This window comes from Specibacter sp. BI4, from assembly GCF_056680095.1.
Genome location: NZ_CM155265.1, coordinates 3,187,377 through 3,202,347, shown reverse-complemented (window position 1 = coordinate 3,202,347; position 14,971 = coordinate 3,187,377). Strand labels below are relative to the sequence as shown.

General features: G+C 64.1%; 13 protein-coding genes. 7 read left to right on the top strand and 6 right to left on the bottom strand.

The window, feature by feature from the left end; all coding sequences use genetic code 11:
* The 6 genes from dxs (at position 1) to AC1L6K_RS14735 (ending at position 6,335) form a co-directional block, all read left to right on the top strand.
* Entirely contained in the window at positions 1–1,992 is a 1,992-nt protein-coding gene (gene dxs, locus AC1L6K_RS14760) for a 1-deoxy-D-xylulose-5-phosphate synthase (RefSeq protein WP_480949605.1), read from the top strand.
* Positions 1,993–2,006: 14 nt separating this feature from the next.
* The gene (locus AC1L6K_RS14755; RefSeq protein ID WP_480949604.1) at positions 2,007–2,564 is read left to right on the top strand and encodes a DUF402 domain-containing protein; all 558 of its coding nucleotides are present in this window, start codon (positions 2,007–2,009) and stop codon (positions 2,562–2,564) included.
* Complete coding sequence (locus AC1L6K_RS14750; protein WP_480949603.1) at positions 2,561–3,241, top strand: hypothetical protein; 681 nt, start codon at positions 2,561–2,563, stop codon at positions 3,239–3,241. The genes AC1L6K_RS14755 and AC1L6K_RS14750 overlap by 4 nt, the downstream gene beginning before the upstream one ends.
* A 157-nt stretch (positions 3,242–3,398) precedes the next feature.
* The gene (locus AC1L6K_RS14745; RefSeq protein WP_480949602.1) at positions 3,399–3,839 is read left to right on the top strand and encodes a MarR family winged helix-turn-helix transcriptional regulator; all 441 of its coding nucleotides are present in this window, start codon (positions 3,399–3,401) and stop codon (positions 3,837–3,839) included.
* Positions 3,832–5,217: an MFS transporter gene (locus AC1L6K_RS14740; RefSeq protein ID WP_480949601.1), complete on the top strand. Its 1,386-nt coding sequence runs from the start codon at positions 3,832–3,834 to the stop codon at positions 5,215–5,217. Before AC1L6K_RS14745 ends, AC1L6K_RS14740 begins: the two co-directional genes overlap by 8 nt.
* Before the next feature lie 128 nt (positions 5,218–5,345).
* A complete protein-coding gene (locus tag AC1L6K_RS14735; RefSeq protein WP_480949600.1) occupies positions 5,346–6,335 on the top strand; it encodes an aldo/keto reductase in 990 nt (329 codons plus the stop codon).
* Positions 6,336–6,383: 48 nt separating this feature from the next.
* On the opposite strand, the gene AC1L6K_RS14730 is transcribed toward AC1L6K_RS14735, so the two are convergent.
* Positions 6,384–6,836 (bottom strand): Rieske (2Fe-2S) protein, encoded by a 453-nt coding sequence (locus tag AC1L6K_RS14730; protein WP_480949599.1) that lies wholly within the window; start codon positions 6,834–6,836, stop codon positions 6,384–6,386.
* 128 nt (positions 6,837–6,964) lie between these two features.
* On the opposite strand from AC1L6K_RS14730, the gene AC1L6K_RS14725 reads away from it, so the two are divergent.
* Complete coding sequence (locus AC1L6K_RS14725) at positions 6,965–7,579, top strand: hypothetical protein (protein WP_480949598.1); 615 nt, start codon at positions 6,965–6,967, stop codon at positions 7,577–7,579.
* Positions 7,580–7,669: 90 nt separating this feature from the next.
* Here the strand turns inward: AC1L6K_RS14725 and AC1L6K_RS14720 are convergent, their stop codons facing one another.
* From AC1L6K_RS14720 to AC1L6K_RS14700, 5 genes are all read right to left on the bottom strand, one after another.
* On the bottom strand, positions 7,670–9,814 hold the full coding sequence (locus tag AC1L6K_RS14720) for a 3-hydroxyacyl-CoA dehydrogenase NAD-binding domain-containing protein (RefSeq protein WP_480949597.1): 2,145 nt from the start codon (positions 9,812–9,814) through the stop codon (positions 7,670–7,672).
* Positions 9,811–11,058 (bottom strand): thiolase family protein, encoded by a 1,248-nt coding sequence (locus AC1L6K_RS14715; RefSeq protein WP_480949596.1) that lies wholly within the window; start codon positions 11,056–11,058, stop codon positions 9,811–9,813. Before AC1L6K_RS14715 ends, AC1L6K_RS14720 begins: the two co-directional genes overlap by 4 nt.
* 284 nt (positions 11,059–11,342) lie before the next feature.
* A complete protein-coding gene (locus AC1L6K_RS14710; RefSeq protein ID WP_480949595.1) occupies positions 11,343–12,785 on the bottom strand; it encodes an HRDC domain-containing protein in 1,443 nt (480 codons plus the stop codon).
* 70 nt (positions 12,786–12,855) lie between these two features.
* Positions 12,856–13,434, bottom strand: a complete 579-nt coding sequence (locus AC1L6K_RS14705) for a DUF3000 domain-containing protein (protein WP_480949594.1) — start codon at positions 13,432–13,434, stop codon at positions 12,856–12,858.
* A 431-nt stretch (positions 13,435–13,865) separates the two neighbouring features.
* Positions 13,866–14,933 carry a threonine aldolase family protein gene (locus tag AC1L6K_RS14700; protein ID WP_480949593.1) on the bottom strand — a complete coding sequence of 356 codons (1,068 nt, stop codon included), beginning with the start codon at positions 14,931–14,933 and terminating at the stop codon, positions 13,866–13,868.
* Between the last annotated feature and the right edge of the window lie 38 nt (positions 14,934–14,971).

Sequence of the window (14,971 nt, the reverse complement as noted above, 5' to 3'; positions counted from 1 at the left end):
TTGGGACTTTTAGAAACCATCACGCATCCGCGCGAACTGAGCAGGCTCAGCGACAGCCAGATGGAAGGCCTTGCCCAGGAAATCAGGGACTTCCTCATTGCGAACGTGTCCCAAACTGGCGGTCACCTCGGCCCGAACCTGGGCGTGGTGGAACTGACACTGGCCATCCACAGGGTTTTCGATTCTCCCCGTGACAGCATTGTTTTCGACACAGGACATCAGTCCTATGTCCACAAGCTGGTCACCGGACGGCAGGACTTTTCCACCCTGCGCCAGCAAGGAGGGCTCTCCGGTTACCCGGACAGGGCTGAATCCGAGCACGATATTGTCGAAAGTTCACACGCTTCCTCCTCGCTTTCCTGGGCCGACGGCATCGCCCGCGCCCGCCAGCTCAACGGCGAAAACGACCGCTACGTCGTGGCCGTGATTGGCGACGGCGCCCTGACCGGCGGCATGACCTGGGAAGCCATCAACAACATCGCCGCGGACAAGAACCGCAAGCTGATAATTGTCGTCAACGACAACGGCCGCTCCTACGCACCCACCGTCGGGGGCGTTGCCGACTACCTGGCATCATTGCGCCCGGCCCTGGACCACGTACGCACCCACAAAAAATATGAAGCATCCATGTCATGGGGAAAAAAGCGGCTTCAGGACGGCAATGCCGCCGGCCGCTTCATGTACAAGAGCCTGCACGCGGCCAAGAAAGGCGTAAAGGACTGGTGGGCTCCACAAGGCCTCTTTGACGACCTCGGCATGAAGTATGTCGGCCCCATTGACGGCCACGACGAAAAAGCCATGGAAGCGGCGCTGGCGGCGGCCAAGAACTATGGCGGACCCGTCATCGTCCACGCCTTCACCGAAAAGGGCCGCGGCTACGCCCCCGCCCGCGCCGACGTCAACGACCAGTTCCATGCTGTCGGCATCATCAACCCCAAGACCGGTGCCTCGGTTGAAACGCCCGGCGGGAAATCCTGGACCGCCGTCTTTGGGGATGAGATCAGCAAGATCGCCGAGGAACGCAAGGACATCGTCGGCATCACGGGAGCCATGCTCCTTCCCGTCGGCCTGGCAAAGTTCGCCGAAAAGTTCCCCGACCGCGTCATCGACGTCGGCATCGCCGAACAGCATGCCGTGACCATGGCTGCCGGCATGGCCTTCGGCGGACTCCACCCCGTCATCGCCATTTACGCGACGTTCCTGAACCGTGCCTTCGACCAGCTCCTCATGGACGTGGCATTGCACAAAGCCGGCGTCACGATCGTCCTGGACCGGGCAGGGGTCACCGGTCCCGACGGTGCCAGCCACCACGGCATGTGGGACCTTTCCATGCTGCAAATCGTACCCGGCCTGCACCTGGCCGCCCCGCGCGACGCGGTCCGCCTGCGCGAGGAGCTGCGCGAGGCCGTCGCCATTTCGGACGCCCCCACCGTGCTGCGTTATTCCAAGGGCAAGGTGGGGCCGGAGATCGTTGCCCTGGAGCGGCTGTACGACGGCGTCGACGTCCTGGCCCGTGCACACCACGACATGCCCGGGGCCGGCAAAGATCCGCAGACTGACGTGCTGATCGTGAGCGTGGGCGCCATGAGTGAACTGTCCCTCGAGGTGGCCCAACGCATTGGCGACCAGGGGATCACCTCCACCGTCGTCGATCCGCGCTGGGTGCTGCCCGTGCCGCGCTCGATCGTGCAGCTGGCATCCCGGCACCGCATCGTCATCGTCGTGGAGGACGGCGTTCGCGCCGGCGGGGTTGGTTCGCGCATCCGCCAGGAACTGCGCTCCGCAGGCATTGACACCGCCCTGAACGAGGTCGGCCTGCCGGTGGAATTCCTGGACCACGGCACCCGCAGCGAAGTGCTCGAACGCGTCGGCCTGACGGCACAGCGGGTCTCCCAGGACGTCGTCGAACAGGTCCTTGGCACCAAGGTCCCCTTCGCGCGCCCCCTGCCCGGCCAGCCCGCCCCGCGCACAGGGCAGATGCCGATCCTGTGACGGAGTTCCCGCACGTGCCCGCCGCAGCCCAGGACGCGCCCGAGGCCGGGGACCTGGTGGTGGCCCGGAACCGCAAGTACGACGGCGGTGCGCACTGGGTGGTGCCCGGCCGCCACCTCGGCACGGACCACCACGGCCACTGGGTTTTCCAGGGCACGGGCGAGTTCATTTCACGCCCGGGCGCGGCCCAGTACACCGAGTCCGACGCAGTCCTGCTGATCCCGCACTCCGGTGACTGGGTTGCCACGTTTTTCGATGACAGCCACCCGGACGGCGTCGAGCTGTACATCGATTTGGCCATCGACCTGCAGTGGCGGCGGATCCGCCCCGGCGTCGTTGAATTCCACATGGTTGACATGGACCTCGACGTCGTCCGCACCAGCTCCCGCGGCCTGTACGTCGACGACCGCGACGAATTCGCCCAACACAGTGTTGAACTGGGCTACCCGCAGGAGCTGTGCACCCGCATCGAGGCCGCCTGCACCGCGCTCACCGGCGCCGTGGCTGACGGAAATGCACCATTCGACGGCCGCGCTGCGGCCTGGTTCGCCCTAGGAAGGACATCGCCATGACTGGCACAGAGGAAAGCATGACAGAGCAGGGCAACCAAACAATTTTGGCGGGCTTGGATCCGAACATTGTGCGCATGTACAAGAAAGACGAGGCCGGGACCTTGGTTTTCCGTGAAGCGTGGGTTGACGCCGGGGGAGCCGGGGAGACGGACGACGAGGCCGGGACAGCTGCAACGCCGGAGATTTACTTTGTGCTCAACCACGGCACCGTCGGGCACATCAGCACGTCCAAGGACGTGGTGGTGAAGACGGTGGAGGAAGCCGAAGGCATGCTGGCGGCGTTCGCCGTACAGTGCGCCGAGGACGGTTACGCCGTGCTCAGCCGCGATGAGCAGACGCTCGTGGTGGCCCAGTTCGCGCTCAAGAGCGACCGCGTCTCGGACCGTGACAAGCACTTGGCCAAGCGCGTCAGGGACACCCTGACCCCGCACCTTGCCTGGCGTGGCAGCGGTGTGCTGGAAAAGATGGAATTCACTGCCGCCGGCCATGGACTGGGGAAACTGAACGTCTACATCGCGGCCCCCGATGCGGCCCGTGCCGTCGCGAACATCAAGGTGTGCATCCGCGAGGAGAAGCTCGACTTCACCAAGCTGACGGTGGCGACCGGCCCCATCGACGACCCAAGTGCGCTGCGGGCAAAGCACAGTGCCACGGGCGGCACGTCCTTCAGCCTGTAGGCCCAGTCCCCGGTCTCGCCCAACTTCGCACCTTCCGGTGCTGTCGCTGCAATGCTGCGACAGCACCGGAAGGTGCAGCTGTTTGATGTCGGTCTCATTTTCCCAACATCCCTGACTTGATCAAGTAACTTGATCAAGTTACTTGTATGCTTTTTCCATGACACTGCAGCCTGGCACAACCCCACCATCAACCGACGAGCTCCTCGAGGTTTTGTTCCCACTCCTTCGAAAGCTTCATGCCCGACGCTCCATCTCGGCTGGAAAGCTGGGAGTGCTGCGCCATCTGTCCGAGCGCGGCCGGGCAACCACAACTGAACTGGCCGCTGCCATCAAGGTCAGCCCGCAGGCAATCTCGCTGGCCGCGCGGGAGCTGACGACCCTGGGATTTGTGGACCGTGTCCAAGATGACGTTGATCGCCGGAAAATGTGGCTGCAGCTAACGGATGCCGGAATGCAGAAACTCACCAAAGAGACCTTGGCGGGACACGATTGGCTCGAGCGGGCCATTTCGGAAAAGCTGACCCCTGCCCAGCAGCGAACGCTCGAAGCAGCCATCCCGGTGCTGCGGATCATTGGCTTGGAGTTGGACAATGACTAAGTCGAGTCCCCGCCTGGTGTCGGCGTTGGTGTACGCGGCACTGTCCACAGCCATTGTCAGTTCCTTGGGCATGTTGCTGGTGCCTTCGATTGCCCAGGAAATGAACGTTCCTGTCAGCACCGCGCAATGGATGCTGACCCTCAATCTTCTGGCCGGCGCCATTGCGACCCCGGTGATGGGGCGGCTCAGTGATGGGCCACACAAAAAGAAGTTGCTGCTCCTGGCCCTGTTTCTGATTCTGCTCGGTTCCATCATTGCCGCCTTGGCCCCCAACTTCACGGTATTCCTTATTGGGCGGGCACTTCAGGGCCTGAGCTATGGAATTGTTCCAGTGACGATTTCCCTGGCCCGCCGCTACGTCGCGGGCGATAAGGTTCAGTCGTCCATTTCCAGCCTTTCAGTGACGGTGGCCACCGGAATTGGAATTGGATACCCGCTGACTGGAATCCTCGCCGGGCTCTTCAATTACCGCTTCGCTTTCTGGTTTGCGGCACTGTTTGTCTTGACGGCGATCATCGTTGTGCAGAAGGTGGTGCCCGATGGTCCGGACAGGCTCGCGCCGGCATTGCCTTTCGACCATGCCGGAGCAAGTCTCCTCGGCCTCGGCTTGGGTACCCTGCTGTTGGGCATTAGCGAGGGGCCAAGCTGGGGGTGGACATCACCTTGGACGATTGGGATCCTGGCGGTCGCCGCGATCCTGTTGATGGTCTGGGTGCGCACCGAGCTGAAGTCAGAGCATCCCTTGATCAATCTGCGCGTGTTCAAAAAAGGTGAAGTTCTGCTGGCCAACGTCACGGCCATTGGCTTGGGGGCAGCGCTGTACATAGGGCTTTCCGTCTCCAGCCTGGTTGCCCAGGCGCCCGCCTCCACGGGGTACGGCATGGCCCTGCCAGTATTCTGGGCAGGATTTGTGATGTTCCCCTTGTCGGTGGGCAGTTTCACCGCCAATCGCCTGGTCCGGAGAGTCTCCCATCGCGTGCCATTGACTACTTTGCTTCCGCTCGGTGCCGGGCTCATGGCGGTGGCAGGCAGCTGGCTCTGGCTGTTCCATGCCCAGCTGTGGGAAATCTTGTTGGGGATGCTGGTCTTTGGGTGGGGGATGGGTGCGGCTTATGCCGCGATGCCCGCCTTGATTGCCCGGAGCGTGGCAACTGAAGAGTTGGGCAGCTCGGTCAGCTTCAACCAGGTCTTGCGCACCATTGGAAGTTCCTTTGGCACGGCCGTTTCAGCCGCCATCATTGCCGCCAACTCGACGTCGGAGCTGCACGCGAGCAACGCCGGCATCACGGCCACCTTTGCGCTTGGCGCAGCCCTTTGCCTGGGCGTCTGCGCGGCACTTCTTGTCAATGCGCTTCGCGTCAGATGTCGCCGCGGCTAAGCCCTGATCCACCGATTCAAGGCAATGAAATTCCATCCAATGATCTCGCCTTTTGACGGAGATGCTCCCTGAATCCATGGGGCGAGGGGGAAATGCGTTGGGGCCGGTCGTTTGGCTATTGTTGAGGGATGACGCAGAATCAGAGTGAATTTCGCCAAGTGGGCTCATCCGGATTGACAGTTTCCACCGTGGGGCTGGGGTGCAACAACCTCGGCCGCAGCGGGACGGTGACGCAGACTCAAGAGGGAAGTGACGCCGTCGTCCATGCCGCCTTGGATGCCGGCATCACGCATTTCGACGTAGCCGATAATTATGGGATGACCCCCGGCCTGAGCGAAACCATCTTGGGCAAGGCCCTCGGTGCGCAGCGCGGGAACGTTGTTGTAGCCACAAAGTTCGGGATGAATGCCCAGGGAGCGAACGGCGTGGATTGGGGCCGCCGCGGTTCGCGAAAGTACATCCGCCAAGCCGTTGAGGCGTCCCTGCGCCGCCTGAACACCGATTACCTCGACCTGTATTACTACCACACCCCGGACGGGCACACCCCGATGGCGGAGACACTTTCCACGTTGGACGATCTGGTCCACGAGGGCAAGATCCTTTACCTGGGCCATTCAAATTTGGCCGGCTGGCAGATCGCCGACGCCGAACACACCGCCCGGGCCCGAGGCACCGAACGCTTTGTGGCGAGCCAGAATCACTACAATTTGCTGGACCGCCGCGCCGAGCAGGAAGTCACCCCGGCCGCCGAGGCGTATGGGCTCGGCGTCATGCCGTACTTCCCGCTCGCGAACGGCTTGTTGACGGGCAAGTACAAGGACGGCGTGGTGCCTGACGGCAGCCGTCTCTCACACACGCGCCAGCACATGGTCTCCGCAGCCGACCAGGGGCAGTTCGCCGCCTTCAGCGTCTTTGCCGCGGCCCGTGAACTGACCGAGGTGCAGGTGGCGTTCAGCTGGCTGTCAGCGCAGCCCTCGGTCGCCAGCGTCATCGCCGGTGCCACGAAGCCCGAACAGGTGCGCGAAAACGCCGCGGCCGCGAGCTGGAAGCCCACAGCCGCAGACCTCGCGGAATTGGACACCATCTTCCCGAAGGTGCCGCGCGTGGCCTTGTTCTAGGGCGTTCGACGGCGCCCGGCCCACCCCGGGTGTTGTGCGGAGCGGGTCCTAGACGGAGACGGTGATCCATTCCCCGTCGATGGCGGCGGCGTAGCGCGGGAGCGACTCCTTGGCCGGACCCGACTGCACCGTCCCGTCGCTGCCGGCAAACACCGTGCCGTGGCAGGGGCATTTGAAGTCGGCGCCGTCGGGGGCCACCTTGCAGCCCGCATGTGTGCAAATGTCCGTGTAGGCCAGGACGGTGGTTTCGTCGGGGCGGAACAGCATGACCTCCACGCCGCCGGCCGTGCCCGCGGCGGTGCCGCCCACGGGAAGTTCCGAAAGCTTGCCCACCTGGTGCGGTGTACCGCCGGTGGGGATTTCCGCTGGTGTTTTTCCCTTGGTGCGGCTGTCGTTGGCGGAGGGGGCGCAGCCGGCCAAGGCCAGTGCGCAGGCCGCGCCGGTAGCTGCCGTCGTGGCTCGAAGGGTCGCGCGGCGGGTTGGTGAAGGATCAAAAGTCATGGCCCCATTCTTTCAGGCCGTGCCGCAGGAAAGCCAAACGACGGCAAGTGCGTGCTTAGTCACATCTGTGCATTATTCTGGACCTGAGCAGAAAATAGAATTAGACCAGAGAAAGCATGGACCGATCGATGATTTTCCTCGGCAAAGCTGCACGTATTGGGCTTAGTTTTCTCGTTGTAGCCGCCCTACTGGGGGCTGTGGTTTTCGGTGCGAAGGCCTTGTGGCCAGCGCTTGTTCCCTTTAAATTGGTGCCAGAGACCCACGATACCCAAGTCATCAACTCAGTAAACCGCATGGAACAAGTCGTTCTGTTGGGGCTGGGCATTCAGGGAATTAAGGATAAGAGTGAGCAGTTTGGTTTTAACGGAGTTACTGTTCCCGGTACTGAGAGGGCTGCATTCATGCAATACGGCTTTACTGCGAAACTGGGCATCGAAGGCAAAGACGTCCAGGTAGAGCAAACCGGAGAAGACAAGTATCTTGTCACGATTCCTGAATTCATTTTCATCGGGCATGACAAGGCGACATTCAAATTGGCCACTGAATCGAATGGTGCTTTGAGCTTCATGACGCCCGAAATTGACACCGTCCAGATGGTCAACGAGATTCTCAGCGACGATGCTCAGGAGAAGTACATTGAATCCAATGAAACGATCTTGAAAGATCAGGCGACGGCGTTCTACAAGGGAATGATCACCGGCATCGATGCGGGCATTGAAGTCGAGTTCAAGTTCCAGTCCTGACAGTATGACGCCGGACCCCCGCCTTGGCAGCCAAGGCGGGGGTCCGGCGTCGTGCCGGGAAAAGGGCGCAGCGGGGGAAGGCCGTGCCGGCTAGGACTCCGGGTGGAACGGCTTCCCGTTGACCCGCTGGGAGGCGCCGACCCGGTCGAGATACGGTGTGATGCCGCCGAGGTGCATGGGCCAGCCGGCGCCGAGGATCATGCACAGGTCGATGTCCTCGGGCCCGGCCACAACCCCCTCTTCGAGCATGAGGCCGATCTCCTCGGCCAGGGCGTCCTGGGTCCGGCGCAGCAGCTCCTCGCCGGTGGACGGCGAATCCCCAAAGCTCAACAGTGCCAGGGAGTCGGCCGGGATGGATACGGTGCCATCCGCCGCGGTCTCCCAGAGCGCCTTCTTGCCGGCATCGATCAACGCCTGCTGGTTGGCCGAGACGTGGAACCGTTCGCCAAAGGCGGTGTGCAGCGACTCGGTGACGTGCTGTGCCACGGGGATGCCGACCATGGCCAGCAGAGTGAACGGCGTCATCGGCATGCCCATGGGGCGCAGCGCATTGTCGGCCGTGTGGGCGTCGGTGCCCTCGTCGAAGGCCTTGGACACCTCGGCCATGAGGCGCAGCAGCACACGGTTGACCACAAACGCGGCCGCATCCTTGACCAGCACCGCGGTCTTGCGCAGAGCCTTGGCCGTCGCAAAAGCGGTCGCCAGAACGGCGTCGTCGGTCTTGGGCGCGCGCACAATCTCCAGCAGCGGCATGACTGCCACGGGGTTGAAGAAGTGGAAGCCCACCAGGCGTTCGGGATGCTTGAGGTCGGCAGCCATGGCCGTGACCGACAGCGAGGACGTGTTCGTGGCAAGGATGCACTCGGGGGAGACGATGGCCTCCACCTCGGCAAAGACCTGCTTCTTGACATTGAGCTCCTCGAACACGGCCTCGATGACAAAGTCGGCGTCCGCGAAGACGTCCTTGGAGACCGATCCTGTCACGAGCGCCTTGGTGCGGTTCGCCGCATCCTGGCTGATCCGGCCCTTGGCGAGCAGCTTGTCAACCTCGCCGTGGACGTGGGAGACGCCCTTGTCGACGCGGCCCTGGTCAATGTCTGACATGACGACGGGGACCTTGAGCTGGCGGGCGAACAGCAGCGCAAACTGCCCGGCCATGAGGCCCGCGCCCACCACACCAACCTTGGTGACCGGGCGGGCCAGCTTCGGATCCGGCGCACCCGCCGGCCGTTTGGCACGCTTCTGCACCAGGTCCAGGAACGCATAGACGGTGTCCTTGAACTGCGGCGTGCCCATGAGCTCCGCCAGCGCCTCGTCCTCGGCGGCAAAGGACTCTGCCTTGGTGAAGTGCTTGCCCTTTTCCAGCAGCTCGATGACCTTCGCCGGGGCGGGGGCCGCGTTGGAGGTCTTGGCCTCCACAAACGCCTTGGCATGGACGACGGCGGCGTCCCAGGCTGCGCTGTTTTCCTCGCTGAGTGGTTCGGCCACCGCGTTTGGCCGGCTGACGTCCGCGGTGCCGGTGAGGACCCGGGCGGCCCAATTCAGCGACTGTTCCACGAAGTCTGCCGGTTCAAACATGGCGTCGGCAATGCCGAGCTTGAACGCCGCCGGCCCGCTGAGTGTCCGGTTGTTGCTCAAGGCGTTTTCCAGCATGACCTTCACGGCGTTGGCCGGCCCGATCAGGCGGGGGAGCAGGTACACGCCGCCCCAGCCGGGAACCAGGCCCAGGAATGCCTCCGGGAGGGCCAGCGCGCCGGCACCGGTGGAGACGGTCCGGTAATTGGCGTTGAGCGCGATCTCGAGCCCGCCACCCAGGGCCAGTCCGTTGATGAACACGAAGCTGGGGACGCCCAGGTCGTTCAGGGTGGAATAAACATCGTGGCCCAACTGGGCCATCAACAGTCCGGATTCGCGGTCCTTCAGGCTCTTGACAGCCGACAGGTCGGCGCCCGCAGCCAGGAAGAACGGCTTTCCCGTAACACCAACACCCTTGATCTCGCCCTTCGCAGCCCGCCCGCGCTGGGCTTCCAGGGTGGTGCCCAGTTCAATCAGCGTGTTGGGCCCCAGTGTGCTGGGCCGGCGGTGGTCAAGGCCGTTGTCAAGGGTGATGAGCGCAAAGGTGCCTGCGCTGGGGGCCCCGTCGATGCCGGGCAGGGCAATGTCCTGGACGTATGAATGGGTCACCACTTCTTCGGGGAACAGTGCCGCGAGCTTGTTGAAGTCCTGGGCGCTCATGCTGCGCTCCCTTCGGTGGTTTTGGTTGCAGCCGTTTCGGCGGTGGGGACATAATGCGGGTTTTCCCAAATGACTGTCGCGCCCATGCCGAGACCGATGCACATGGTGGTGATGCCGTATTGCACCGAGTGGTCCTCCTCGAACTGGCGGGCCAACTGGTTCATGAGCCGCACGCCGGAGGACGCCAGGGGGTGTCCGACGGCGATGGCGCCGCCGTAGCGGTTGACCCGGGGGTCGTCGTCGGCAATCCCAAAGTGGTCAAGGAAGCTGAGCACCTGGACGGCAAACGCCTCGTTGATCTCAAACAGGCCGATGTCCTCGATGGTGAGCCCGGCGAGCTTGAGCGCCTTTTCGGTGGCCGGGACGGGGCCGATGCCCATGACCTCCGGGGCAACGCCGGCGAACGCGTAGGTGACGAGTCGCATCTTGACAGGCAGGCCAAGCTCGGCGGCCGTGTCGGCGGAGGCCAGCAGTGCTGCCGTCGCGCCGTCGTTTAAGCCGGCGGCGTTGCCTGCGCTGACCCGGCCGTGGGAGCGGAACGGGGTGCGCAGGGCGGCAAGGTCCGCCAGGGTGGTGCCGGGGCGCGGCGGTTCGTCGACGGTGTTGACAGTCCAGCCCTGCCCCGGCTTGAGTGTCGCCACGGGGACAAGGTCGGGCTGGATCTGGGATTGTCCGTAGGCGGCGGCCAGCTTGTTTTGGCTGGCGACGGCGAACGCGTCGGTCCGGTCCTTCGTGATGGCCGGGAACCTGTCGTGCAGGTTTTCGGCGGTGTTGCCCATGTTCAGGGCAGCCGGGTCGACGATGCGTTCAGACATGAACCGCGGGTTCGGGTCGGCGCCTGCGCCCATGGGGTGGTGTCCCATGTGCTCCACACCGCCGGCAATGACGACGTCATAGGCTCCGAAACCAATGCCGGAGGCCGTGGTGGTGACAGCCGTCATGGCGCCGGCGCACATCCTGTCGATGGCGAAGCCGGGCACCGACTGCGGCAGGCCGGCGAGAAGGGCTGCGGTCCGCCCGATGGTCAGGCCCTGGTCGCCAGTCTGGGTGGTGGCGGCGATGGCCACCTCGTCAATGCGCTCGGCGGGCAGTTGCGGGTTGCGGCGCATCAGTTCCCGGATGCACTTGACCACCAGGTCGTCGGCGCGGGTGTTGGCATAGATGCCCTTCTCCCCGGCCCGTCCAAAGGGTGTGCGGACGCCGTCAACAAAGACAACATCCCTAATCTGCCGATTTTGGCTCACGTTTTGCTCCTTGACTGCAAACACCGGGTTCAGTTCAACCCAAGGCGTTTGGGGCGACTGCGTCAAGGATCATGTTACTAGTGAGTAACTTAGCAGTCAAAGCCGGAGGCCTCTGCTGGGGATGCCGCATGGGGATGCGCCGGAACGGATGCCGGCGGCGCAGGCCGCCAAAGTATTCGCGGCGCCCAGGAACGCAACGGTTCGAGGGATCGGGCCATGCGGCCCGATCCCTCGGCACCGGGGCCGCAACTCAGGAATGCGAGTGAGCGGGCCGGGCACCCAGCTTAGCTTTCGGCGCCGTCGTGCTTGGAAGTTTTGGGTTCCTTGGGTGCCAGTGGCTCCGGGTTCGCCAGCGCCTCGGCCAGCAGTGCGGCAGTCTTCTCGATTTGCCAGGGCCGGGCGCCAAGTTCGGCCAGCTGGGCCGAGATCGTCTCCACAGTGATGTTCGACGGCGGACGCCAGCAAACGCGGCGCAGGAAGTCGGGGGTGAGGATGTTCTCGACGGGAATGTTGAGCTCTTCAGCAAGGCCGGCGAGGCGGGGCCGGGCCGTTGCATATCGGGCGGCGGCTGGGACGTCGCGCTCGGCCCACACCCGGGGCGGGGGCGGGGTGTTGTTGGAAACCTGCAGGGGCGGCAGATCCGTGCTGTTTTTGGCCGTTTGCAGGGCGTGCAGCCATTTGGGGGCGTCTCGCTTGGCGGCCCGGCCGTGGAATCCGGACAGTGCCAGCAAGGCCGGAACCGTGGTCGGCATGCCCTTGGCCGCGGCAACGATCGCAGTGTCGGGAATGAGGCGGCTGGGAGCAATGTCGCGGTGCTCGGCCAACTTTTCACGCGTCTGCCACAGCTCCCGCACTCCGGCCAGTTGGACGCGGTTGCGAATGGTGTGTGAGCCGGAGGTGCGGCGCCAGGGATCGACCCTTGGGGCGGGCACGCCGGCGTCGATCAGGTGCTGGAATTCCTGTGCTGCATATTCAAGCTTGCCGTCGTTTTCAAGCAGGGCAACAAGTTCCTCCTCCAGGTCAACGAGGACCTCAACGTCCAATGCGGCGTAGCGCAGCCATGGCTCCGGCAGGGGCCGGGTGGACCAGTCGGCCGCTGAATGTTCCTTGGCCAGGTGGTAGCCGAGGAGCGATTCCACCACCGCGCCGAGGCCCACACGGGGCAGGCCTGCGATGCGCGCGGCAAGTTCGGTGTCAAAGAGTTTGTCCGGCCACATGCCAACGCCGGCCAGGCATGGCAGGTCCTGGCTGGCTGCGTGCAAGATCCACTCAACGCCGCGCAGCGCCTCGTCGATGATCTTCAAGTCGTCAAAGGCTTCGGGGTCGATGAGCCAGGTGCCGGCGCCTTCGCGGCGGATCTGCACGAGCATGGCCCGCTGTCCGTAGCGGAATCCCGAGGCGCGTTCGGTGTCGACAGCCGCGGGTCCGCGGCCTGCGGCCAACGCTGCGGCGCACCGCTGCAAGGCCGGCTCGGTTTCCACGACGGCGGGAATCCCGTCACTGGGCATGTCGAGTTCGACCAATTCGGGCAGATCGCCAAGTTCAACCCGGACGCCGTCAATGACAACCGAGGTCAGCGGGGCGGGGGCCACTTCCGTGCCTGTACCACCGGGTTTGCGGGTGCCGGCTGTGCCCTCACTGTTGCTGGCAGTGGAGCTGTGGCCTTGTCGGGGTGTGGACATTTTAGCCCGTGCGCGGCTGTGTGTGCTTGATTCTGGGTTGGTCATGATGCCCTTAGTCTACCGAATGGCCTAGGTGGCTCGCCCAATTTCACCCGGAGGGGGTGTTTGCCGGCCGCTAGCGGTCCCGGTTGCTGCGGCGCCGGGGCAGCAACGTCACGCCTTCGGGAACCGGCGGCAGGCCGGCAAAGGTGCCGACAATGTTGGCCCAGGCTTCCAGGTGCGGGCTGATGGACGTTCCCACGGGCGTCCACGAGGCCCGCAGCTCAAGGTCGATGGCGTCGGGCCGGGCGGCCAGGGCACCATAGCTTTCGGAGAGTATTCGTGTGGCCGTGCCGCCGGTGTTGGTGTAGTTGGCGCCTTGTTCCTCCAGCGACTCGATCAGCCACGCCCAGGCCACGTTTCCCAAAAGTGAGTCGTTTCCAATGTCGGCTTCCAGCTGGGCACGTATGTAGGTGACAATGCGGAAGGTGCCACCCCAGAGTTCCTGCCCCTGCGGATCGTGGAGCAGGATGAATCGTCCTGTGGCCAGCTCTTCCCCGTCGATCATGACCTCGGCGCCCAATGCCACACCGAAGGGGGCAAGCCGGGCCGGGGCGGGAACTTCGGCCAGCGACAATTCACTGCGGCTTCGTACTTTCCGCAGCGATGCCAAGGCAAGTTGGAAGTCAGCTGGAAGCTGGGGCAAGGTGCTCACAGTTGCAGATTATGACGGCACCGGGTCTTTGTGCTGCAGGCGCGCCGGGAGGGGTCATTTTCGGGGCAATCGGCCGCCGTGTCAAACGCCGGTCCCGGCGTGCGCATCGCTGTCGCGGCGTGGGCGCCAATATGACGCGAGGAATGGCTTTCGAGTCCATATTTGTCCAGGGCGGCCGGGTCCTTTTGAGGTTGCGGGGGCTGTTGTGGTGATTCGCCACCGGCCGGCCGGGGGCGAATCACCACAACAGCCCCCTGGCCCTGGAAATTGTCCGCAGCGACGGCGAATGACCACTAAGGTGGCGCGGCATGATGGCCACCAACCCCATCAACAGGGAAGAAGGGACCACGCGCCCGGCCAACCAGATGGTGTGGTCAGCCGGGCGATCAGAGGGGGTTCAAGCAATGACGGGGTTCAGGCTCGGGTGGCGTTCAGGCTCCGAGCTCGACGCGAAGTGCTGCCACGAAGGCATCAACGTCAGCTTCCGAGGTGTCGAAGGAGCACATCCAGCGGACTTCGCGCGCGGCTTCGTCCCAGTCGTAGAACCGGAACGTCTGTCGCAGGCGGTCCGCGACGCCGTCGGGCAGGATGGCGAAGACGCCGTTGGATTCGGTGGCCTGGGTGCACTGCACCTGGGGAATGGATTCAACGGCGGCACGCAGCCTGGCCGCCATGGCATTGGCGTGTCCTGCCGAATGGAGCCAGAGGTCGCCGCTGAGCAGCGCCAGCAGCTGGGCGGAGATGAACCGCATCTTGGAGGAGAGCTGCATGTTCATCTTGCGCAGGTAGATGAGTCCGTCAGTGGCGGCGGGGTTGAGCGCCACGACGGCCTCGCCGAACATGATGCCATTCTTGGTGCCGCCAAAGGACAGCACGTCCACGCCGGCGTCGGAGGTGAATTCACGCACCGGAACGCCCAGGAACGCGGCGGCGTTGGCCAGCCGGGCGCCGTCCATGTGGACCTTCATGCCCAGGGAATGGGCGTGGTCGCAAATGGCCCGAACTTCCCCCGGGGTGTAGCAGGTGCCCAGTTCCGTGGTCTGGGTGATGGACACGGCCAGCGGCTGGGCGCGGTGCTCGTCGCCGAAGCCCCACGCTTCCTTGTCAATCAGTTCCGGGGTCAGCTTGCCGTTGGGTGCTGGCACTGGCAGCAGCTTCATGCCGCCCACGCGTTCGGGGGCGCCGTTCTCATCCATGTTGATGTGGGCCGTCTGCGCACACACCACCGCACCCCACCGGGGCAGGAGCGACTGCAGCGCAACCACATTGGCGCCGGTGCCGTTGAAGACGGGGAACACGTCCACGTCCTTGCCGAAGAGCTTGCCCATCTCCTCGCGCAGCCGGGCGGTGTAGACGTCCTCCCCATAGGCCACCTGGTGTCCGCCGTTGGCCGCGGCCAGCGCCGCCAACACCTGCGGGTGGATGCCGGAATAGTTGTCCGAGGCGAAGCTGATCACGCTGGTGTCGTGCAGGGGGGTGGATTCGGTGCCAATGCTCACAATGTGCCTTTGATCGTCGATGCTGAAAACAGTAATAA